The sequence below is a fragment of the Aerococcus sp. UMB1112A genome (assembly GCF_030230715.1).
Classification (GTDB): Bacteria; Bacillota; Bacilli; order Lactobacillales; family Aerococcaceae; genus Aerococcus.
Map to the genome: position 1 here is coordinate 21,194 of NZ_JASPDS010000003.1, position 22,181 is coordinate 43,374.

Genomic DNA, 22,181 nt, shown 5'->3' on the forward strand with positions numbered 1-22,181 from the left:
TTCAAGCTTCAACTTACTAAAGCCAGCCCATCAAGCTAAAGCATAGGCTCCCGATACCTAGCCAAATGAGGAGGTAAATAACCCCCATCACGGCTCCGTTGCGCCACCACTCGCCCTGGGTCACATAGCCAGTTGCAAAGATGATCGAAGCCGGACCACTGGCATAGTGGGTGGTCGAGGCACAAATATTCGTTACATAGGCTAGCATCAAGGCAGCATAAAGGGGAGGCGCTCCGGCAGCCAGGGCCACGGCTAAGAAAGCCGGATACATGGCGGTCACATGGGCAATCAAGCTGGCAAAGAAGTAGTGGCTGTAAAAGTACAAGAGACAGAGGGCTACAAAGACCCACTGCCAGGAATAGCCAGCAAGGGCTCCTGCCACACGCTCACTGAACCAAGGAATAAAGCCTTGACTATTCAACTGCTCGGCCATCATCATCAGGACAGCAAACCAGGACAAGGTATTCCAGGCTCCCGTCTCCCCTAAGATGTCCTGCCAGGATAGAACCCCTACGAGGAGTAAGAAGGCCACAGCTAATACAGCCGTTGAAGTTGCATCCAAGAAGTGCCAGGATCCCGTTACCCAGAGCACTAAAGCTAGGACAAAAATCGCTCCTGTCCACTTCTCATCCCTGGATAGGGGCCCCTGGGCTTCCAATTCCTCCTGGGCCATTTGAGCAGCCTGGGGAGTAGCCCGAAGTTCCGGTGGTGATAAGAGTAAAAAAGCCAAGGGAACAATTAGAAGCGAAATAGCGCCGGGAACCAGAGCTCCCAAGAACCAATTCATCCAAGTAATTTCAATCCCGAAGTCAGCCGCAATGGCCTGGGCCAGTGGCTTAGTCGCGCCAGCCGTCAGGAAGAAGATGGCTACTATCGAATCACCGTGGTAGAGGCAATTCATCAGATAGGCTCCAATCCGCTTGCGAGAAGCCTCATGGGGGTAAGAGTCATAAGACCGGGCCAATGCCTGGGCTATCGGTGCCATGACACCGCCTGCTCGCGCTGTAGAGGACGGTGTGGCTGAACCGAGCACCAAGTCTACAGCTAAGAGGGCATAGGTCAAGCCCAGGGTTGTTTTCCCAAAAACTTGAATAAAGCGGTAAGCCATCCGCTGGCCCAGCCCTGACTTAATGATGGCCTTAGAGATAAAGAAAGCCATGACCACCAACCAGACACTCTTAGATGAAAAACCGGAAAAAGCCTCTGCACTCGGCACCGTATCTGTCACAAGAGTCGCTGCCAAGCCAATCATAGCTACTGCCCCCATGGGGAGGGGCTTGAGGATGATCCCCAAGATGGTCCCCACAAAGATAGCTAGCATATGCAGGGCTTCTGGCCTTAAATCACCAGGCCGCCAGGGAAAGAAGTAAATCCCTGCGCTGACTCCCAGGACGATGGCCCAGCTCTGCCAGGCCTGCAAGCTCCTTTTGTTGGAAGAGGTCATTGTCTCCACCTCCTAGAGGTCTCTGGCAGGTCCATCGCCAGGAAGTTCAAAGACATACTTGTGTCCTTGGCTCAGGCTATGATAGAAACCTTGGCCCTCATAGACCTGGAAGACTTGGATATCATCGCGGTCGGTTTGATCAGGATAAACCTGGTCAACGAAAGGATTATTGGATAAGACTTCTGCCAATTTATCTCGTCCTATTTCTCGAGCCTTGCCTTCAATCCGGATACTTTGAACCAGGTAATCATCGGTCTGGAAGGCCGCGATAGCTAGGTTGGGATTGGCCGATAACTGCTCGTAAAACTTAGTCTTGGGACTAGTCATGAAGAATATCCCTTTGTCATTAGCTAAGCCAATATGGATGGGCCGTGCATGCGGTTTCCCCTCAGCATCGACGGTAGCAAAGATCCCAACACCCATATCCTCCTCGAGTATTCTTAGAATTTCAGTTGCATCCATTATTTACCACTCCTTTAAGCGTTTTCTTTATTATAACAAAAGCTTTGCCAATCCCCTAATCTTTCCGGCCAAAACTATTTGTTTCACTTTCGAAATAAATTCCTCTATAATGATAGTGAATATTTAGCGAAAGGAGCATACAGATGACCAAGCAAGCAGGCCTCGAATTTGGCCTCTATAGTCTAGGTGACCACCTGCCTCATCCAATTAGCGGAAAGAAGCTAAGCGCAGCTGAACGGCTAGAAGAACTGATTCAACTCGCCAAATTAGCTGAAGATGCAGGCTTCGATGCCTTCCAGGTCGGAGAATCCCACCAAGATTATTTCGTCTCCCAATCCAATTTCATTATCCTATCAGCCATTGCTAGGGAAACAAATTCCATCAAGATTGGCTCAGCCGTCACTACCCTCTCGGTCCTCGATCCTGTCCGGGTCTATGAAGATGCAGCGACCATTGACCTCATCTCTAAGGGGCGGATGGGAGTCGTCGCTGGCCGCGCTTCTCGCGTGGGCTCCTTCGATCTTTTTGGCTATGACTACAAAGACTACGATGCCCTCTTCGAAGAGAAAATCCGCCTGCTCTGGGAACTAAGGCATAAGGATCGGATCACTTGGTCTGGCGACTTCCGACCTGAACTTAGGGACCAGGCCATCCTGCCCGAAGCTTTTGCAGCGGGCAGCCTACCCATCTACCGGGCCATCGGGAATTCAGATGCTTCAGCCTATGAAGCCGGCAAGTTAGGCATGCCGATCTACCAAGCCCATCTGGCTGGAGCAGCCCAGACCTATGCGCGGCGGATTCAGGTCTTCCGTGATGCCGCCGAGGAATACGGTCATGACCCAAGCAAACTCCCTGTGCAAACAGGCGGCTTTCTCTTCCTGCGCGAAAGCACAGACCAGGCCTACCGCGACTTCTGGCCCCACTTGGACGCTGGTTTCAGGAAAACCAACGGCCAGCCCTTCTCCAAGCGGGCCTTTGCCCAGGGCCAGTCGGTTAAGAGCATCACGACGGTCGGAGAGCCCCAGCTTATTATCGATAAATTACTCATGCAATACGAGCTCTTTGGCCAGCAACGTTTCAATGGTGAGATTGATTTTGGCGGCCAAAGTATGGACAGTATCAGACAGACTCTGGACCTCTTCGCTGAGAAGGTCCTACCCGTTGTGAAAAAATACACGCAAAAAGGAGCATAAAAATGACAAACAATCCACATATTATCCCACAAATTGACCGCAGCCAGGGCCTTGAATTTGGCCTCTACAGCCTAGGTGACTATATGCCCAACCCCCATACAGGAGACTGGGTCAGTCCCGAAAACCGGCTCCAACAATTCATTGAAATGGCCCAGTTAGCTGAAGATGCCGGGGTAGATATCTTCCATCTAGGCGAATCCCACCAAGAATACTTCATCTCCCAGGCCCATATGATCATCCTCTCTGCCATCGCCCAAGCAACGGACACGATTGGCATTGCTTCCGCTGCGACCATTATTTCCACCTCCGATCCCGTCCGCGTCTATGAGAATGCGGCGACCATTGACTTACTGTCCGGTGGTCGGATGGAAATTGTCGCAGGCCGGGCCTCACGCATCGGGCTCTTTGAACTCTTGGGCTATGACTTCAAAGATTATGAAGCCCTCTACGAAGAAAAATTAGACCTCCTCCTCCAGATTAACGAAGAAGAAGAGGTCACCTGGTCCGGACAATTCCGCCCTAGCCTCGATAAAGCCCGGGTCCTCCCCCGGTCTAAAGAAGGCCTCCCCATCTGGCGGGCAGTTGGTGGCCCCGCAGACTCCGCTATCAAAGCCGGCCTTAAAGGGGTCCCTATGTACATTACGACCCTTGGTGGATCTTCCGAATACTTCAAACATTCCATTGATATTTACCGGTCCGTCCTCCATGAAAAAGGCTTTGATGCAGAGGCTATGCCTGTGACCACTTCTGGCCTCATGTACATCCACGAAGACCAGAACACCGCCTTCAAAAACTACTACAAACACTTGGACGAAGGCATGCGCAAGGCTAATGGCACTGGCTTTGACAAGCGGCTCTTTGCCCAGGCTAAGGACTACCGAGACTCCCTCAATGTGGGCGACCCTGAGCTTATTATTGATAAAATCCTCTACCAGCATGAGCTCTTCAACAACCAACGCTATACCGCTCAAATCGACTTTGGCGGCATTCCCATGGATGATATCCGCCGCATGATCGACCTCCTAGGTGAGAAAGTCATCCCTACCGTCAAGAAATATACCCGCCAATAGAAAGGATAAAGCATGAATATACTCGTACTCTCCGGCTCCAATGTGGGCCGCAAAACAGAAATTGCCACTAAAGCCCTCTACCAAGAACTCCAAGACCATTACGGCGACCACAAGCTAAACTATCTCAACCTCAAGGAACTGGACATGGTCTTCGCGGATGGGCGTAATTTCCTAGACTACAAGGGGGATACTAAAACTGTCGCCCGGTCTGTCATGGACGCCGATGTGCTCTTCATCGGCACTCCCATCTTCCAAGCCTCCATCCCTGCCAGCCTGAAGAATGTCTTTGACCTCCTCCCCCAAAAAGGCTTGGAACATAAAACAGTGGGCATCATCGCCTCTTCTGGCTCTAACCGCCACTACCTCATTCCAGAGCTCCAATTGAAGCCCATCCTCAATTATATGAAGGCTAATGTGACTCCCCGCTATGTTTATCTCAACGATCGCGACTTCGGTATCGACGAGATCCACAATGATGACGTCCTCTTCCGCATCAAGGACCTGGTGGATGAAACCATGGTCCTAGCCGAGACCTACCAAGAAATTCTGCGCAAGGAAGATGAGAAATTCGGTTTTTAAAATCATGAGCGAATCATTTTATAAAGCCAGCAAGTGCTCTATAATATAAGTGAGGAGGAATTAAAGCTATGACCATTTATGATTATTCTGTCGAGCGTCCAGATGGGACTACCTTAGACCTAGCAGAGCTCAAAGGCAAGGTCCTCTTAATCGTCAACACAGCCACCCGTTGTGGTTTCACTGGTCAGTATAAAGACCTTCAAGCGCTCTATGACAACTATCACGACCAGGGCTTAGAGATCATCGATATCCCCTGCAATCAATTTAAAGACCAGGCGCCCGGATCTGACCAGGATATCCAAGAATTCTGCCAGTTAAACTACCAAACCGAATTCCCTCAAATGAAGAAGGCTAAAGTCAATGGTCCCGACCAATTAGACCTCTATCGCTATCTTAAGAGCCAGCAAGCTTTCCATGGTTTCGGTAAGTCAGCTAAGGGCTTGGCCCTCGCCGCTATGCTCAAAGTTCAGGATAAGAACTACCAGCAGAATCCAGATATCAAGTGGAATTTCACCAAATTCCTGGTTGACCGCAATGGCCAAGTCGTCGCCCGCTACGAGCCCAGCCATTCCCTCAAAAAACTCGGCCAACATATCCAAAGCCTCTTGTAGGTTCTCAATGATATTTTAAAGCCCTGAAACACCTAAAGGGATCTAATCTCAGATCTCTTTAGGCGTTCAGGGCTCATGTTTTGTTCGAATTTTTCCATAATTCGGTCAGTCAAACAGCAAAGCAATCACTGTCGATTTGTAAGGACAATTGAAACAATAAATAAGCAAAAACTGATCATTTGTGGAAATTTTCTAAATAAATTTGGTAAAACTCTCTCATTCGTTAATTTTTTGTGTTATCATAGGTACCATCATAAATAGAAAGATTGTTATAATGAATATAAAAACAAAAGACATTATTATTATTGGTTTCGCCCTCTTTGCCATCTTCTTTGGCGCTGGAAATTTGATTTTCCCGCCATATCTAGGCGTTCTGGGCGGCGAGAATTGGTTAAATGCTGCCTTTGGTTTTCTGATGTCAGACCCTCTCTTCCCCATCCTGGGGGTCCTCGTGACCATAGCCCTGGGGGGACGGGCGGATGATTTAGGACGGCGAGTCCATCCTAAATTTGGAATTATCCTTGCTGGGATCTCAGTAGTTCTGATTGGCCCCCTCTTCTCCGTACCGCGGACCGGGGCCACAACGCATGAGGTCTTCGTCCAATCGCTTTGGCCCGACGCCCCAATTTGGATCACTTCTTTGATCTTCTTTTCCTTGACGGCCTATTTAGCCCTCAATCCAAGTAAGGTGATCAACAATATTGGGAAGTACCTGACACCAGCTATTATTATCATTCTAACGGTTCTCGTCATCTCAGCGATTATTAATCCTGTAGGCGCCCCCCAAGCCAGTCAAATCGACCATACCTTCGCTTATGGCTTTAGGGAGGGTTACCAGACCATGGATGCTCTAGCCGCTTCGATTCTTGCCAGCGTGGTCATGTCTGAACTGAAGCAGCGGGGCTATACAGATAAGAAGACTCAAATGAAGGCCGGTGTCCTAGTTGGGATCGTCGCCTTTGCCCTCTTAGCGGTCGTCTACTTGTCGCTCACTTACGCAGGCTCAACGGTCTCTAGCCTCTTTACCATAGCGGATGACCGGACCGTCGTTTTCACCGGGACTGTAGCGCAAATTCTCGGCCCCTATGGCAATCTCATCATGGGGGTCTGCGTGACTCTGGCCTGCTTAACTACGGCCGTGGGGATCACCTCCGCCTGTGCCAGCTTCTTCGTGGGGCAATCCAAGGGACGCTGGACCTACCAGGCAGTGACACTGACCTGTGTGGCTATTGAATTCGTGATTTCTTTAGTAGGAACAACACGGATTATTGACTTTGCCAGCTTTGTATTGACCCTGATCTATCCGATCGTGATGGTCCTGATCATCTTCTCACTCTTCGACCGTCACATTAAATACAATGCCACTTATACTGGAGCGGTCATCGGTGCAGGCTTGATTGGTTTAGTCCAAGCCCTAGCCATCTTAGGCCGTTACTTCGAGACCTTGAAGCTAGAGCCGATCTTAAACTTTATCAGCCAGCTTCCCCTTAGCCAATACGGTTTGGAATGGTTCCTGCCTTCTCTACTCTGTGCACTCGCCTGCACTCTCTACGCCTATTGGCAAGGTCGCCAAAGCCCAGCTTAAAACAAAAATGCCAAGTCGATTAAATGACTTGGCATTTTTTATGCTTCTGTAACTATAAGGCTCAAATGATGGATATAAGTACTTCCTTCACTTATTTTGGGTCTGTAGCTTCAGCTATTTTAACTTGCAATAGTAAGAGGTCTGACCGCTTGTTTTGGCCTTTTTGATTGGCTTGCAGGAGCCGGCGCAACCTTCTCGCTTAAAGGCGCAGGCGGCACAGGGACCTTGGCCGTGAAATTCTTGATAGACGGTGCGTCCAGCATAGAATATGATCGGAATAAGGATCAGCAAGACTAAAATATCTCCCATATTAAACCCTCCTTAAATGAGCCAAGGCAGGCTTGGCTTGGTATGGACGCTTGAAGAAGACCATGTACACCATACCTGCTAAAGTCAGGCAAGCCATGGCTGTCCAAACGTCAAAGTGACCGGTTGTCCACCAAGTCCCGAACTGGTAGATCATCAGCGAAACACCGTAGGCTAGGAGGCACTGGTAAATCACCGCAAAAAGAGTCATTTTATCGTCCATCATCTCCCGACGTAGGGCCCCCACAGCTGCCATACAAGGCACGCAGAGCAAGTTGAAGGTCATCAGTGAATAACCAGCAATCGGTGTAAAGGCCTGGGACAGTTGGGGCCAGAACTCTGCCCCATCTTCAGCAGCTTCCGCATAGCCAAAGAGAATGCCGAAAGTCCCTACCAAGTTTTCTTTGGCTAAAAGACCAGTTACTGAAGCCACAGCAGCCCGCCAATCACCCCAGCCTAAGGGCGCAAAGAGAGGTGCTAAGACACGGCCCAAACTCGCCAGGATAGAGTCTCCTGTTTCCACCAAGTTCAGCTGCCAGTCGAAACTCTGCAGGGCCCAAATCATCACAGTTGACAAGAGGACGATAGTGCCGGCTTTTTTGACAAAGGCTTTGGTCCGTTCAAAAACTGTCCGCAAGACCCCGCTTAAGCTCGGCAGGTGGTAGCTTGGCAGTTCAATAACAAAGGGTGCCGGATCCCCCGCAAACCAGCGGGTCTTTTTGAGCATAATCCCTGAGAGAACGATGGCGCCAATCCCCATAAAATAAGTCGATAGGGCCACCCAGTCGGCATGGGGGAAGAAGGCCCCCGTAATCAGAGCAATAATCGGTAACTTAGCTCCACAAGGGATAAAGGTCGTCGTCATAATGGTCAAGCGGCGGTCATTGTCATTTTCAATGGTACGCGCCGCCATAATACCCGGAACCCCGCAACCGGTCGAAACTAAGATGGGAATGAAAGACTTCCCAGATAAGCCGAACTTACGGAAGATCCGGTCGAGGACAAAGGCAATCCGGGCCATATACCCGCAGTCTTCCAAGAAGGCTAGGCAGATAAAGAGCACCATCATCTGCGGTAAGAAGCCTAGGACAGCCCCCACACCAGCCACAATCCCGTCCATAATCAAGGCTTGTAGCCAGTCCGACACGCCTAGACTCGCCAAGAGCCCGCCCAGGTGTTCAGGGACAAATTCGCCGAAGACCTGGTCATTGACCCAGTCTGTCCCTTGCTTACCAATGGTCGAAACGGCTAAATAATAAACCAAATACATCACACCCGCAAAAATGGGCAAGGCCAGGAAGCGGTTGGTGACGATGGCATCCACTCGGTCAGTCAAGCTCAACTCCTCTTGGCTTTCTTCTTGGACACAGTCGGCAATCATCTGGCTAATCCATTCATAGCGGCTCGTTGCCATAATCCCTTCTGAATCGTCATCATAGGCGTTCTCCAGCTGGTCGATAAGCGCTTCGATTGACTTGGCTTGGTCATCGGATAGGTCAAGTCCTTCGACCACTTCTGTATCGCGTTCAAAAGTCTTGATCGCATACCAGCGCAGGCGGTCAGCCGGCACCTGTCCGTCTATAATCTCAGCAATCTCACCAATCACCTTCTCGACTCGGTGGGGGTATTTTTTAGGGGGTTGGTAAGGAAGCTTTTCTTCAGCGCGGACAATTGCTGCTTCCGTCAATTTAGCGACCCCGGTCCATTTAAGGGCCGAGATAGGGGCTACCGAACAGCCCAATGCCTCACTGAGACGCTGACTATCAATTTGGATGCCGCGTTTCTCCGCAATATCCATCATGTTGAGGGCCACGACAACCGGAATCCCTACTTCTGTCAATTGGGTGGTGAGGTAGAGGTTGCGTTCAAGACTGGAAGCATCCACAATATTTAAGATCAGGTCAGGGTCTTCCTCCAAGATATAATTTCTAGAAATCAACTCTTCCGAAGTATAGGGAGACAGGGAGTAAATCCCCGGCAAGTCCTCTAACCAGACCGAGCTATCGGCCTTGAGCGCTCCGCCTTTCTTCTCGACCGTTACTCCCGGCCAGTTGCCCACTCTCTGATTCGATCCTGTCAATGCATTAAAAAGGGTTGTCTTGCCGGTATTCGGATTACCGGCCAATGCCAATTTAACCGTCATCATTCACTCCTTATTCCACTTCAACACATGCGGCATCTTTCTTCCGCAAACTCAACTCATAGCCCCGAACGGTCAATTCCATAGGGTCGCCAAGGGGTGCCAACTTCCGCAGGGTCACTTGGGCCCCCTTGGTCAGTCCCATATCCCGGAGGCGTCGCCTTAAGATCCCTTCAGCATGGACGCCCTTCACCCGAACACTTTCTCCCAATGTTACTTGGTCTAAGGTTTTCATCTCTTACTTTCTCTCCTTTTAGCGAAGCAGGATATGCATGGCCATAGAGCGATTCAAGGCCAGGCGAGTCCCTTTCAAGTCCACAATCAAATCCCCCGCTAGTTCGTTTCGTACCGTAATTTCAGCTCCGGGTACGAAGCCCAGGTCCGTTAAACGTTTCACAATTTGCTTGGAACCGACTAGACGAGCGATCGTTCCTGTCTCTCCTTTTGTTAACATGGCTAAATACATATGCGCCTCTCATTGATTCTAATTCTCAGTTACATGTTCATCACTTAACTATTTTATGCCTGATACCCTATTCATGTCTACCATAATTTTCTTTTTTAGAGAAAGATTTGACAGGATAAAAGTTTGATTTGTCAGTATTTTGTAAGGAAACAGAATAAAAGAATAACAATTTGAAAATTGAATCACAAGTAAAAAGGACTAAGACAAATTGCTCAGTCCTTTTTAATCTATTTTGAGTAATTAAGAATACTTAAGCCAGGTCGTGGCTGGAGATGCGACGGCTAGTGGTTAAAGACCGGAAGAGAAAGTAGCAGGGCTTCCCCTTGTAATCTGCTAAGGAAGCGACTTGTTGGCCACATTCCGGACAGTTCAAGGCTTTAGCTAGAGGCTGGAGGGGGAAGTTAGCCGAGTGGATGCGGTGGACCTGGAGTTTGATCAGGTTACCCCGCCCTACCTTATAGTAAATCGCTAAATCGGCCTTGCAGACCTGGCAGGAAACCAACAAAAGGTGGCTGTTCTTGACTTTCTTCCGGTAGGGATTCTGATAGTTCATCAGGTCTGATCCTCCTCGTCTTGGATAAAGACTAAAAGCCCTTCTTTAGAAGCTGACGGGGCATAAGTAAAGCCCTCCGCTTGAAAAGTCTTAAGTGCTTCGATACTTTCTGCCTGGTCGTGGACCAAGGCATTAGCCATCTTGCCCCGTAATTTCTTGGCGGTAGCAGACGGGGCCTTCTTCAATTTGCCCTGGCGATATTGGCAGAATTCGACCTCAAGCCAGTCATAACGATCAACTTGGAGCATGCTGGCATATTCTTGACTCGCAAGATTAACCACCACTTCGCCTGGTTGAAAGGCCTGGTCGAAAGTTCCCTTCCAATATTGGCGCAGGGACTGACCATCGATCCGCAAGGGCATGGTAAAGTCTAAACGATAGGCCTTGATCGGAGTAAAAGCGCTAATAGGACCATACAAAGCGGAAAGAACCACGACATGGTCTGCGAGATAATCCTCCTGGCTGGCGGTCAAATCCTCTAAGTCAAATTGCCGGAAAGCTAGTCCATGATAAAGCTGGATGGCTGGATAAGTCGTCTTCTGGTCAAAAGCCGCTATCATCTCCTGAACCGGACCAACTTGCTTGTCTGACAGTTTAAGAGCTTTTTGGAGCTCGCCCCCTTCCAGGCTTTTCACCTGGTCAACGATTTGTTGACTCTTAGCAGACAGGTCCCAATCCTCGGCTAGAGGATGAGAAAGATCCTGCTCTTTGGCTGGGGATAAGATAATCTTCATAGCGAACGCCTCCTTCAATCAAGATCTATTATGCCTGATGACGTCCTCCCTGTCCACCCGACCATCTCTTCCAATACAATATTGTTTGCAGCGATCGTTGAAGCAAGCTTTGGCTGATAATCAGCCCAGGCTATAAAGCCCAGTTTAAAGGACTTTTTGCTTAAAAACAAACTTTCCTCTAGCAGTAGAAAAAATAACGATATTTGCATGATTGTTTTTATTTGCATGTTTATTTTGAGCTGTGCTAGGATACAGACAACTCTTTAATTTAACTTTAAAGCCCACAAAAGAAAGGACGTCTTAGATGACTAACAAAAGCCTGAAGAACGCCCAAGCCTGGGAACACATTAAAGAACACGGCCACGAAATGGATGAAGCAGAATTCAAATCCTTCTTCCCTCTCTTTGAGCCGGGTCCTGGCCCCGCCCTCGTTGATAAGTATGGTAAAAATGATGACCTCACCAAAAATGCTGGCACTGGCGACGAAGCCATTGGCCAACGCATTATTGTCAAGGGTCGCGTCCTCGATGAGAATGGAAAGCCTGTTCCTAAAGCCTTTATCGAAATTTGGCAAGCCAATGCAGCGGGCCGCTATATCCATAAGTTAGACTCTTGGGATGCCCCCCTCGATCCGAACTTCATCGGGAGCGGTTGGACCTACACAGATGAAGACGGCAACTACGAATTTACTACCATCAAACCTGGTAACTATGCCTGAAAACCCGATATCAACCAATGGCGACCTGCCCATATCCACTTCTCAGTGATGGGACCTGCCCTCGCCGACCGTTTAGTGACCCAACTCTACTTCGAAGGGGACCCTCTCCTAGACTATGACGAAGGGATCTACCTCGATCTCGATGAAGACGAGCGCAAGCGCGTTGTGGCAACTTATAATCACGACTTCACCGAACCAGACTGGGCCCTAGGCTACCAATTCGACATGGTACTCCGCGGCTCAAGTGCTTCCCCAACCATGCCTAACCGCCACCAACTCAGTGACGAAGAACGCCAAGATCTCAAAGATAAAGGAGTGGACTTAATCGATGACTAAGGTAGACCAAGAACACCTCGACCCCATCCGAACGCCCCAACAAACAGTGGGGCCCTATGCCAGTCTAGGACTGGTGGCTGATGAAGCCAATGACCATATCACTAATGACCTCGTCGAAGACGGTGGTCAAGGCCAAGAAATTATCGTCCAGGGAAATCTCTTCGGCTCAGACGGTAAGCCTCTATTTAACGTCCTTGTTGAAATTTGGCAGGCTAATTCCGAAGGGGTCTTCAACCACCCCGCCTTTAAGGACCGGGAAGGCTATGATCCGAGCTTTGTAGGCTTTGGGCGAACCATTACCGATGAAAGTGAAGCATACAGCTTCAGAACCTTCAAACCTGGGGCTATCCTAGAAAAAGACTATCCCGAATTCTCCCAATCTCCTCATATTCTCGCCTTTGTCCACGCCAGTGGGGTCTCCTACCCTCTCTATACCCGGATCTACTTCGAAGACGAAAGCCAAGATGACCACTTCATCCAACAAGTCTCCGAAGAAGAAGCTAAGACTTTGATTGCTAAGAAAGTAGAAGGCACAGACCTCCCAACTTACCAATTTGATATCGTCCTCGATGGCGATGCTGAAGATATGGTCCTTGAATCCAAGCTCGATGGCGAAGAAGTCGACGAGCTCCCAGACGGATCAGGAAAAGCCAAGACCTACTTCTTCCATTTTAAATAAGCCATTAATATAAAAAAGCCAGGCAGTGAAAGCCTGGCTTTTTTGAGTGATGGACTTGATTATTCTTCGTTTAATGAAGCTTCATCAAAGACAACTTTAGAGTCTTTGTTGTCGATTGGACGAGTTCCCATCCAGCCGATCATTTCTTTCATAGATTCAGTAATTGCGTCAGTCCCAGCACGTAGGAGTTTACGTGGGTCATAGCCCTTGTTCGCTTTGTCGATATCTTTGTCAGCTAAGATGTATTCACGAGTTGCTTTTTGGAAAGCTAATTGGAATTCAGTGTTGATGTTGATCTTAGCAATACCCAGTGAGATTGCTTTTTGAATTTGGTCTTGAGGAATACCTGAACCACCGTGCAATACCAATGGATTATCCACTGCATCAGCGATTTCTTTCAAGCGTTCGAAGTTTAAACCTTCCCAGCCTTCTGGGTAAACCCCGTGGATGTTACCAATACCACAAGCTAATTTGTCAACGCCTGCTTCAGCAAACATCACAACTTCATCAACAGAAGCTAATTCACCGACACCTTGGTTTTCACCAATTTTACCGATTTCAGCTTCTACAGAAATCCCGCGTTCATGAGCTAAACGAACGATTTCTTTGGTGTTTTTCAAGTTTTCTTCAAGGGGAAGATCATGGCCATCATACATAACTGAGGAATAGCCTAAGTCGATACATTCCTTAGCAGCTGCGAAGTCACCATGGTCTAAGTTTAAGATGACTGGAATGTCAGCTTCCAGAGCATCCATTTCATTCAGGACTAAGTCACGAACCACTTTGTAGCCACCCATATATTTAGCAGCACCAGTAGACACTTGAATTAATAATGGTGTACGAGTTTCTTTCGCCCCACGAATTAATGCACGTGTCCATTCCAAGTTGTTTGTGTTGTATGCACCCACTGCATATTGGTTGTCGCGAGCGTGTTGTAAAATCTCGTTACCATTCACTAAAAAAGCCATCAAAAATACCTCCTAAAATTTTTACCGAGTTCATTATACCCTACTAATTAAATTTTTCACAGCCCTTTTTACAAATTAAATCGCTTTCATAATCAAAAACAATCAAATACGGTCAAAAGTTAGCAAGAAATTCAATAAAAACGATTAAAAAAAGTCATTTCAGAACAAAAATAACTTTTTTGTGGATTTTATAAGCTTATTTTAGCGACCAATTTCTCTAAACACTATCACTTTCCTTCAAATTTTCCATCTTCGCAGCCAAGTCCTCCTCCAGTTCAACAATCGACTGACGGAGCTTCTGGAGGGCCTTGAGCTGGTCTTTGATTTCGTATTGAATCTTGGCGTCAATGAAGATATTATCTAGCCAGACATCCACGAAATTATCTCCCCAAGTATCACTAATTTCATCTGGGAGGGATAGACCGAGGTCAGCCAGTTCATGGTCTAATTTATCTAGGCCGCGTTTGACATCTTCAAGCTCTTGGTTAGACCTTTTCATATGATCGCGTTTCATCATAGACGAGAAGAATCCCCCGCCTAATAAGTCCATCACGCCCCAACCAGAGGCATCTTGCAGGGATTTAATGGCTTTATCCAAACCCGACAAAACTTCTTGAGCTGCTTGACGCGCTTCCTTCACTTCTTCTAGTGTCTGCATCCTTGATCATCTCCTCTGCTAGATACAAAATCTTTCTTATTTATATTTAATATAGCACGAAAAAATAAGCGGGCAAAGTAAGAGTACTTTTGCCCGCTTAAAGTCTTTTTATTCATCAATCTAACTTCTATACGCCTCGGATCAAATCAATCGGTTCATGGTTTAGAATAGCACTGAGGCCTGTCCAGTAAATCAGCAAGTTCAAGCCATAAACTAAGATTGAAAAACCCAGGAAGACTAAGTAGGGGAAGTATAAGATTAAGGCCTTCATATCGACGCTCTTGAATAGCCCAGCAATCCCTAGCATAATCCCTAAAGTAATCAAGGCAGACAAGAGGAAAGACTTCCCTTGTTCGAAGAGAAATTCGCGACTGAAATGATTTCTTAAGTCCTGGATATCCATACCAATCGAATAGAGGGTCCCGATTTCTTTGCGCCGGCTCATCAGGCTGAGGTTGATGGAGGAATAGCCGTTGGTGATATTCATCAGGAAGATAATGGCCGCAATCCCATAGATAATCAGCTTGAAACTTTGAATATCTGTAAACTGTTCGTCCTGGATTTCCTCATCTGTAAATACTTTGAAGCTTTCATTATAAGCTATGGTATTTTCGATGCGGCTGGAAATTTCCTCCTTGGTCCGGCCAGCTTCTCCCTTGGCTAGCTTGAGCTTCAATTCGAAGGGATAATTATAATTTTTATCGTCTTGAACCTCTTCCATCAGCTCTTGATAAGTCTCAAAATCCGTATAAACCATAACATTAAAGGGCAGGATCCGAGTCTGGTAAGGCCCAAGGTCATCAATGGTCTGCGCAATGGGAAGGCTTCGTTGCTTCTCATTAATACTAACCTCTAATTGATCAGGATGATCAAAATACGGCACTTTTTCAGCCTGAGCAAGGGGCTCGTTGGGGTCGGCTTGGACCTGGTTGTAGAGGGTAAATTCCCCTGGCCTGCCGCCTAGTTTCTGGAGGTCGTCGTTTTCTAGAGCAAGCAGACTTCCCCTGATATATTAGGGCTTGGTGTCAGCCATCATTTGCTTCAATTGCTCATCCAGGCCCAGTGATTGGGCGGCCTGTGAAAGCTCTAAGTTAGGTTCAATGGCTAGGTTCTTTTCCTTAGAAATATAGCCCTCCCCCTCATAGTCAGCTAGAATTTCGGGCAGGATAGGAGGCAATTCACCGGTGTCATTGTAGTAGTGGACCGTGAGATCGTAGCCATCATCGAAGGCATAGAAGTCTCGGTTATAATCAGCAATGGCATAGACAATGCAAAAGATGGCTACAATCAAAATGCCAATAGCTGAGATATAGCGCTGGGACTTGATACTGGCCATATTGTTTAGCCGAAGTTCTTTCCAGAGCTTGGGACTTCGTTTCTTACCCTTCTTCTTAGACAGGCTAAAATTTCCCTTGAGCCCTTCAATAATATCGATCTTCGCGATCTTTCGCGCCGGATAGATGACCGCGACTAGGACAACCGCTAGGGCCACCAGGATAATGACAAGAGACAAGATCCAATTAAAGTGAACCTGGTTAAAGAAGACCACTTCAGCTTTACCACTATTGGCAACTTCAAAGAGATAACGAATAAGGAAGAAGCCCAGGACATGACCGATTAAAACAGGCAGGACAGAGACCGTGACTGACCCTTTCACCAGCAAGAGATAGATTTGAAAGTCCGTCGAGCCGATGGATTTATACATGGAGAGCTCACGAATCTTTTGCAGACCCCACACCCAGAAAATATTTTTGATAAAGAAGACAAAGATCCCCATACATAAGAGGAGGGAGAGGGCATTGACAAGCTTGGTCATCAGGTTTTTACTCTGGCTGACATCCAGGCCGTAGTAGCGGACCAGGGAGTCATTAAAGTCCAATTCCACTTCTTTGCCTAGCAGATCTTGAATCTCGTCTTGGATGGCCTCGCGCTGGGCATAGGCTGCCTTGAAGTCATGGAAAGTGATCAAAGGGATCAATACTTCGTCATCAGCCACCAGAGGCATGCCGTAATTGATTTTCAAATTCTCATTATAGAAATCTTTGTAGACACCAACCAGGGTATAATGACGCCTTTCTGTAGTCTCAAAGCTTTCTTCAGCGGTATAGGTCGACCGAGCATCGATCGCCTCCCCGTCTACCTGACGCTCCCCTAGCTCGATGGCTAGCTCATCGCCTAGGGAGAGGTCTTCCTGCTTAACAAGAGATTCATTCAAGACAATCTCATCCGCCGACTCAGGAAAGCGCCCAGCCAACAAATAGGACTCTTCTCGCATCTGTTTGACCTGAACATCCTGTCCCACCATGGAGATGAGATGGTCCTTGTATTTAGCGCTGTGGGCCCTGGCAGAAGTCCCACCCGCCAGCTCAATGGCTTCAACTTGGTTGAGTTTCTCGATTTCCTCCTGGGACAGGTCTTCTGACAAGCGGGCATCGTAGAAATTTGTTGCCTTCAGCTGGCGGTTACTTAACGAAATATTGGTATAGCCATAGTAAAAAATCACTGTGAAAAAGAGACTAACAATCAGGAGTGAAATGAAAATCGGTAAATTCTTTTTATTCATTGGGCTCATCTCCTACAATAGCCCCGTCGACCATGGTAATGATCCGCTGGGTCTGAAGAGCCAGGTTTTCATCGTGGGTAATGATCAAGATAGTCTGCTTGAGGGTCTGGTTGAAGTACTTCAAGAGGTCGATGATCTCCTGAGAGTTCTTCCGGTCCAGGTTCCCGGTCGGTTCATCCGCTAAGATGATGGAAGGCCGGTAGATCAGGCTACGGGCCACGGCCACACGCTGCTCCTGACCTCCCGATAGCTCACTCGGAAAGGCCTGCAACTTATCGGATAAGCTCAGCTTAGTCACCAAATCATTAAAGAAGGCATCATCCACCTGACGCCCATCTAACTTCAAGGGCAGTTTAATATTATGTGACACGGTCAGATTGGGGATGAGGTTGTAGAACTGGTAGATCAGCCCCACCTTGCGCCGCCGGAACAAGGCCATTTCCTTAGACGAATAGCTGGCAATATCGGACCCTTCAATGAGTATCTTCCCCTCATTAGGCCGGTCCACTCCACCAAGCATATGGAGCAGGGTAGACTTACCCGACCCACTCGGCCCGACAATAGCGATAAGCTCTCCCCGATTGACGGATAGATTCACCCCATCGACAGCCCGGACTTCCTTCTCTCCTTGGCGATAAATTTTAGTCAAATTGTCAACGCGAAGTATTTCCATAAGATCTCCTCCTAGTTTGACTATAGCCGATGAAAATGACAAGTCGGTGATAAAGCGGATAAAAAGAGAAGAAATGGTCTCCGCGATTACTTCCCCCTCACTTATAGAATTGCAAGATAAATTCTGCCCCTCGGTCGGTATTTCGGCAGCTAATTTGCCCCTGGTGCTTCTCGACAATGCGTTTGGCCATAGCGAGGCCAATCCCAAAGCCCTTAGAATCAGGATCCTTATAGAAACGCTGGAAAATTTTCTTTTGCTTGTCTTCAGCAATCCCTCCCCCATCATCTTGGATAGACAATTCCAAATAAATAGGATTTTCCCTAGCCCTTAGCCAGATTCGACCTGTGCCTTCCTGGTTGATGGCATTCTTCAGGATATTAATGACAGCCTCGCTCAACCAGTTGAAGTGTCCGAGCATAACCGCCTCCCCTATATTGATATCGACAACAATTCCATGGTTCTCAATCTCATCACTTAAGATATCTAAGGCGTAATCCACCACTTCACTTAAGTGGACTGTCGACAGCTTGAAACCCTCAAGGTTATTATCCAGACTGGCCAACTTCAAGAGAGCATTGGACAAGTCATTGAGGCGGTTTAATTGCTGGGAGAAAGTCGCCGGATCCGTCTTATCATTTTCCAAGGCAAAGAGCATGCCCGTAATCGGCGTCTTAATCTGATGGGCAATGTCTTCGATATTCTGACTCTGATCTTGGGAAAGTTGATGAACCTTTTCCTTTTCTTCAACGAGCTCAATAAATAACTTATAGATCTGGTCTTCCAACTGGGAGAAATCATCCTGCTTCATGGGAATCTGATAATCTTGCTGGTAGAGTTGGTCGATCAGGTCCGTCAGCTCTTGAATCCGCCGTCGCTGGCGGAACTTTAACCAGCAGACTACAGCAAGTATGCTTAGAAGCCACAATATATAAATCATAGCTTCAACCGGTAGCCGATGCCACGGACGGTTTCAATCAGGTCTTTGGAGGTCTTGTCGCGGATCCGCTTAATAGTGGCGGTCAGGGTATTGTCATTAACATAAGCCTGCCGGGCATCCCAGAAGCGATCCAACAATTGGTCCCGGGTCAAAAGTTGGCCCCGGTGGCGGATAAAATGGGCCAAGAGCCGAAATTCCAAGGCCGTCAAAGCAACCGCCTGCCCCTGATAATAAATCATCCCCTGATCTTCTTTAAGGACTAATTCGCTCTCCCCTTCCATATGCCCAAAGTCCCTCAAGCAAGCCGCAATCCGAGCCCGCAGGATATTCAAATTAAAGGGCTTAGTGAGATAGTCCGACGCTCCAGCATCGAGAGCCTCCGCAATAAAATCCACATCAGCAACAACGGTGGTAATAATCACTTGGATATCACTCTGTAAAAAGCGCGCCAAAAGCTCAAAACCATTCCCATCAGGCAAATTTAAATCCAGGATAGCCAAATCATACGATTGCCTAGCTGCTGCTTGTCCTTCAGAAAAATTTTTCGCTAGCTGCACATCAAAACCATGCTTGGCCAAAAAGTCGACAATCTCTTGGCCAATCACGGGATTATCTTCCACTAAAAGTAGGGAATTCATGTTAAAACTCCTCAATTGTTGACAGTCCTTCATATCTTCTTATCCTTCATTCTTATTCTATCAGATAATGGTGTTTTTTCTAACAAACAAGAACGAGCATCTGACACTACAAGAATTGTCAGATGCTCGTTCTTAGCTTTAGCTTTGAAATAAACAATACCTTAATCATACTGGGATAGCAGGAAAATGATGATGAAAAATTCTAAAACACAGGAATGATTTCGAACAAACTACTCTCAACAAGTTTACGCTAGTCTGAATTACTTCAACTTACGCCAAATCTATAGAAAGTGCTTTAATTAGCTAAAAGTGTTGGAAATTACTGTAAGATGCTCCGAACTACTCTTCAACGTTTACACTCACTTAAGAGAGTGTAATATTGTCTAGGATCTCGCTTTGAATTTCCATGCCAACAAAGAACTTCTTTATCAACTAAAGCTCTTAAAAGCTTACGAGCTGTTACATCACTCATTGTTCCAATAACTTGGATTGGCCTAAATAGTCATTGGGATAGCTTGCTAAGAGCCTTCTCGCTGCCTCAGCCAGCTGGTCCTGCTCCACTTGCCCCTCCCGGTATGCCGACAACAAGTTCATAAAATCAACCTTCTCTTGGTCGGTTGCCAACTTTTTAAAGTAGCCCCAGACATGCTGGTAGGCATTGACGACCTGGCCAGGGTCTTCGGGCAAGGCTTTTGCCTCTTCAATATAGGCTTCCAGCACAGCTAATTCTGGCTGGTCGCTTTTTAAATACTCTCGAATTTCTCGGTAGATCTTCTGTGACTTGCTCAATACCAGGTACTTATTTTGTGCCCACAGCTTTTGGCAGGCTTGGACTTGCTTGGTCATTTTTCCCCCTCCTATCAGTCTTTTAAGCCTATGATAAAACAAATACTTGAACTTGTCTTTTAATTTCTTGCATCGCTTTTGGAGGACATAGGGATTCTAGTCAACTTTTTAGGCGCAAGCTATTTATCATTACTACTATATTTTGCGGCGAACCCCCTCATAGAATTGAATAGGATTCTTTTCGAGCAATTGGGCCTTCAAGAGGTCTTCTACTGTGTTTAAGGTCAAGGGGCCGCCTACTTGTTTGAGTAGGTCACGGCTATCGACTTTCTCTTGGATATAGACAAGATCTGGATCTTCAAGTCCTAGGTGTTTAGCTAGAGCCTCCACGCAGTCATTCAGAGAGCCAATCTCATCGACTAGGCCTTTGTGGAAGGCCTGCTGTCCCAGGTAAACTCGGCCGCCAGCTAAGGGCTCCAAGTCGTCTGCCGCTATCTTTCGCGCAGCCGATACCCGGTCCTTAAACTCAGCGTAGACAGCTTCCATACTAGCAACGTAACGGTCTTTCGATTCATCAGACAGGGGCTCGAAGGGGTTCAAAAAATCGGTCCCTTGCCCCTTGCTGACGCTTTCCAGATGGAGATCTAATTTCTCTATGGTCCCAGTAAATTCTGGAACCATGGCCACCACGCCAATCGACCCTGTTAAGCTATTTCGATTAGCGAATAAGCGCTCTCCTGCACAAGCAATGTAATAGCCCCCACTGGCACAATAATCGCCCATCGAGACATAGGTCGGTAAGTCTAAATGCTTGAATAGTTGATAGATCTTCTCTGCCTCAAGGGCTTCCCCACCTGGACTATCAAGTCGAATCACCAGGCCGCGCACATGGTCCATCTTCTTAATCTGGTCGACCTTATTCTTAACATTCTCGTAAGAAATATGTGTTTTTTGGCCAGGCTTGGATTGAATCGTCCCCGAGAGACAGATAAGGGCTAGCTCGTCTTGGTCGGCCGAGCGACTGGTCCATTTTTTGAGCGGCTTTAGGCCAAGGTGACTTTCCTTATCGCTCAGACACTCATAAGTATCGAATGAAACGGTATGCTCTGAGTCGTGGATATCTAAGTCGTCGTAGCCCAGGTAGCCATCGACCAAGCCCAATGCTAGGGCCTGTTGGCGGTTAGCCAGAACAAGGTCTCCTGCTAAGAGTGCTTCCTCAATATCTAGCCCGCGCTTTTCTTTAAGCAAATCAATGAAATAGGCCAAAGACTCGTGCCCTAGGGCTTGCAGGGATTCTCGCCTCGCTGGACTCATCTGATTATGGTGGTAGGCTTCACCAGCTAGCTTATAGTCTCCAATTGATAAGACATGCATTTTAAGGCCAAACTTAGCCAAGAAATCTTTGAGATAAAGGTCATAATAAGCATAGCCCCGCAACCACAAGCTCGCATTATTGGTATCCAGCATATAAATCTTGGGCGCTAATAAGGCCATTTGATAAGTCTGCTGGTCATAAGTTATGCCATAAGCAAGGACTTCCTTGTGCTTGGCCATTTCTTCGAATAAGGGACGGACTTCTTCAATTTGGGCTAAGCTTAAGTCCATACGGTCAACATTCAGGTAGACCCGCTCGATCTGTGGATCGTCCACTAAGTCTTCTAACTTAGCTAGGAAAGTATAATACGAGTCGTCTGCCTCCCTGGATATCAAAGAACTTGTCTGGTCTTCTTTCAAATCGTCTGTATCAATTACCACTTGTCTGACTGCCTTGGTCATCACTTCCTTAGTCGGTGAAGATTTAGCCTTCAGCTTCTTGTAAACGATCCCAGACAAGATTCCTAGTAAGGCAATAAAAATCACAGCCACTAGCAAACCTTCGATCAAGGCGCGAACAATAAACATGTCATCAGTCCTTTTTTACTTTAAAATTTACCACACCCTTCTCTGCAGCGATGAGGTGGATAGATTCATTGTATAACAGCTAGAAGGCAAAGGGAATATGATAGTTTTTTGTTATATTCTTATAGTTAAAGCTTTGGCCTAGTTAGCTTCTCCCTCAAACAGAAAAGAAGCTCCATCAAT

General features: G+C 47.3%; 23 protein-coding genes and 1 pseudogene. 7 read left to right on the forward strand and 17 right to left on the reverse strand.

Features of this window, described 5'->3' with window-relative positions; all coding sequences use genetic code 11:
- Nucleotides 1–16 precede the first annotated feature (16 nt).
- The gene (locus QP860_RS02290; protein WP_284912096.1) at nucleotides 17–1,444 is read right to left on the reverse strand and encodes a DASS family sodium-coupled anion symporter; all 1,428 of its coding nucleotides are present in this window, start codon (nucleotides 1,442–1,444) and stop codon (nucleotides 17–19) included.
- 12 nt (nucleotides 1,445–1,456) lie between these two features.
- On the reverse strand, nucleotides 1,457–1,906 hold the full coding sequence (locus QP860_RS02295; protein WP_070616618.1) for a pyridoxamine 5'-phosphate oxidase family protein: 450 nt from the start codon (nucleotides 1,904–1,906) through the stop codon (nucleotides 1,457–1,459).
- A 143-nt stretch (nucleotides 1,907–2,049) separates the two neighbouring features.
- Between QP860_RS02295 and QP860_RS02300 the strand changes: the two genes are divergently transcribed.
- From QP860_RS02300 to brnQ, 5 genes are all read left to right on the forward strand, one after another.
- The gene (locus QP860_RS02300) at nucleotides 2,050–3,099 is read left to right on the forward strand and encodes an LLM class flavin-dependent oxidoreductase (RefSeq protein WP_284912097.1); all 1,050 of its coding nucleotides are present in this window, start codon (nucleotides 2,050–2,052) and stop codon (nucleotides 3,097–3,099) included.
- Between the two features lie 2 nt (nucleotides 3,100–3,101).
- On the forward strand, nucleotides 3,102–4,169 hold the full coding sequence (locus QP860_RS02305; protein ID WP_284912098.1) for an LLM class flavin-dependent oxidoreductase: 1,068 nt from the start codon (nucleotides 3,102–3,104) through the stop codon (nucleotides 4,167–4,169).
- Between the two features lie 12 nt (nucleotides 4,170–4,181).
- Complete coding sequence (locus QP860_RS02310; protein ID WP_070616612.1) at nucleotides 4,182–4,748, forward strand: NADPH-dependent FMN reductase; 567 nt, start codon at nucleotides 4,182–4,184, stop codon at nucleotides 4,746–4,748.
- Between the two features lie 68 nt (nucleotides 4,749–4,816).
- Nucleotides 4,817–5,359, forward strand: coding sequence for a glutathione peroxidase (locus tag QP860_RS02315; RefSeq protein ID WP_070616610.1), 543 nt, complete (start codon nucleotides 4,817–4,819; stop codon nucleotides 5,357–5,359).
- Nucleotides 5,360–5,633: 274 nt separating this feature from the next.
- Nucleotides 5,634–6,944, forward strand: coding sequence for a branched-chain amino acid transport system II carrier protein (gene brnQ / locus QP860_RS02320; RefSeq protein WP_070616608.1), 1,311 nt, complete (start codon nucleotides 5,634–5,636; stop codon nucleotides 6,942–6,944).
- 114 nt (nucleotides 6,945–7,058) lie between these two features.
- Here the strand turns inward: brnQ and QP860_RS02325 are convergent, their stop codons facing one another.
- The 6 genes from QP860_RS02325 to QP860_RS02350 form a co-directional block, all read right to left on the reverse strand.
- The gene (locus tag QP860_RS02325) at nucleotides 7,059–7,253 is read right to left on the reverse strand and encodes a hypothetical protein (RefSeq protein WP_284912099.1); all 195 of its coding nucleotides are present in this window, start codon (nucleotides 7,251–7,253) and stop codon (nucleotides 7,059–7,061) included.
- Nucleotide 7,254: 1 nt separating this feature from the next.
- Complete coding sequence (feoB, locus tag QP860_RS02330) at nucleotides 7,255–9,396, reverse strand: ferrous iron transport protein B (RefSeq protein WP_502869807.1); 2,142 nt, start codon at nucleotides 9,394–9,396, stop codon at nucleotides 7,255–7,257.
- Nucleotides 9,397–9,403: 7 nt separating this feature from the next.
- Entirely contained in the window at nucleotides 9,404–9,625 is a 222-nt protein-coding gene (locus tag QP860_RS02335; RefSeq protein ID WP_067974923.1) for a FeoA family protein, read from the reverse strand.
- An 18-nt stretch (nucleotides 9,626–9,643) separates the two neighbouring features.
- Nucleotides 9,644–9,856: a FeoA family protein gene (locus QP860_RS02340; protein WP_067974918.1), complete on the reverse strand. Its 213-nt coding sequence runs from the start codon at nucleotides 9,854–9,856 to the stop codon at nucleotides 9,644–9,646.
- A gap of 250 nt (nucleotides 9,857–10,106) precedes the next feature.
- On the reverse strand, nucleotides 10,107–10,409 hold the full coding sequence (locus tag QP860_RS02345) for a hypothetical protein (protein WP_067974915.1): 303 nt from the start codon (nucleotides 10,407–10,409) through the stop codon (nucleotides 10,107–10,109).
- Complete coding sequence (locus QP860_RS02350) at nucleotides 10,409–11,143, reverse strand: YaaA family protein (RefSeq protein WP_284912101.1); 735 nt, start codon at nucleotides 11,141–11,143, stop codon at nucleotides 10,409–10,411. The genes QP860_RS02345 and QP860_RS02350 overlap by 1 nt, the downstream gene beginning before the upstream one ends.
- A gap of 367 nt (nucleotides 11,144–11,510) precedes the next feature.
- On the opposite strand from QP860_RS02350, the pseudogene QP860_RS02355 reads away from it, so the two are divergent.
- Nucleotides 11,511–12,197, forward strand: a pseudogene (locus tag QP860_RS02355) (dioxygenase family protein).
- Nucleotides 12,190–12,876, forward strand: a complete 687-nt coding sequence (gene pcaG, locus QP860_RS02360; protein ID WP_284912102.1) for a protocatechuate 3,4-dioxygenase subunit alpha — start codon at nucleotides 12,190–12,192, stop codon at nucleotides 12,874–12,876. Before QP860_RS02355 ends, pcaG begins: the two are co-directional and overlap by 8 nt.
- A 59-nt stretch (nucleotides 12,877–12,935) precedes the next feature.
- Here the strand turns inward: pcaG and QP860_RS02365 are convergent, their stop codons facing one another.
- The 9 genes from QP860_RS02365 to sppA form a co-directional block, all read right to left on the reverse strand.
- The gene (locus QP860_RS02365) at nucleotides 12,936–13,844 is read right to left on the reverse strand and encodes a class II fructose-bisphosphate aldolase (protein ID WP_284912103.1); all 909 of its coding nucleotides are present in this window, start codon (nucleotides 13,842–13,844) and stop codon (nucleotides 12,936–12,938) included.
- Between the two features lie 217 nt (nucleotides 13,845–14,061).
- Entirely contained in the window at nucleotides 14,062–14,502 is a 441-nt protein-coding gene (locus QP860_RS02370; protein ID WP_284912104.1) for a hypothetical protein, read from the reverse strand.
- 127 nt (nucleotides 14,503–14,629) lie between these two features.
- Nucleotides 14,630–15,385, reverse strand: a complete 756-nt coding sequence (locus QP860_RS02375; protein WP_284912105.1) for an ABC transporter permease — start codon at nucleotides 15,383–15,385, stop codon at nucleotides 14,630–14,632.
- A 129-nt stretch (nucleotides 15,386–15,514) separates the two neighbouring features.
- Entirely contained in the window at nucleotides 15,515–17,065 is a 1,551-nt protein-coding gene (locus QP860_RS02380) for an ABC transporter permease (RefSeq protein ID WP_284912106.1), read from the reverse strand.
- Entirely contained in the window at nucleotides 17,058–17,738 is a 681-nt protein-coding gene (locus tag QP860_RS02385; RefSeq protein WP_284912107.1) for an ABC transporter ATP-binding protein, read from the reverse strand. The genes QP860_RS02380 and QP860_RS02385 overlap by 8 nt, the downstream gene beginning before the upstream one ends.
- Nucleotides 17,739–17,835: 97 nt before the next feature.
- Nucleotides 17,836–18,675: a sensor histidine kinase gene (locus tag QP860_RS02390; protein WP_284912108.1), complete on the reverse strand. Its 840-nt coding sequence runs from the start codon at nucleotides 18,673–18,675 to the stop codon at nucleotides 17,836–17,838.
- Nucleotides 18,672–19,313, reverse strand: coding sequence for a response regulator transcription factor (locus QP860_RS02395; protein ID WP_284912109.1), 642 nt, complete (start codon nucleotides 19,311–19,313; stop codon nucleotides 18,672–18,674). Before QP860_RS02395 ends, QP860_RS02390 begins: the two co-directional genes overlap by 4 nt.
- 468 nt (nucleotides 19,314–19,781) lie before the next feature.
- A complete protein-coding gene (locus QP860_RS02400) occupies nucleotides 19,782–20,159 on the reverse strand; it encodes a YbgA family protein (RefSeq protein WP_070616580.1) in 378 nt (125 codons plus the stop codon).
- Nucleotides 20,160–20,294: 135 nt separating this feature from the next.
- Complete coding sequence (gene sppA, locus QP860_RS02405; protein WP_284912110.1) at nucleotides 20,295–22,001, reverse strand: signal peptide peptidase SppA; 1,707 nt, start codon at nucleotides 21,999–22,001, stop codon at nucleotides 20,295–20,297.
- Nucleotides 22,002–22,181 lie beyond the last annotated feature (180 nt).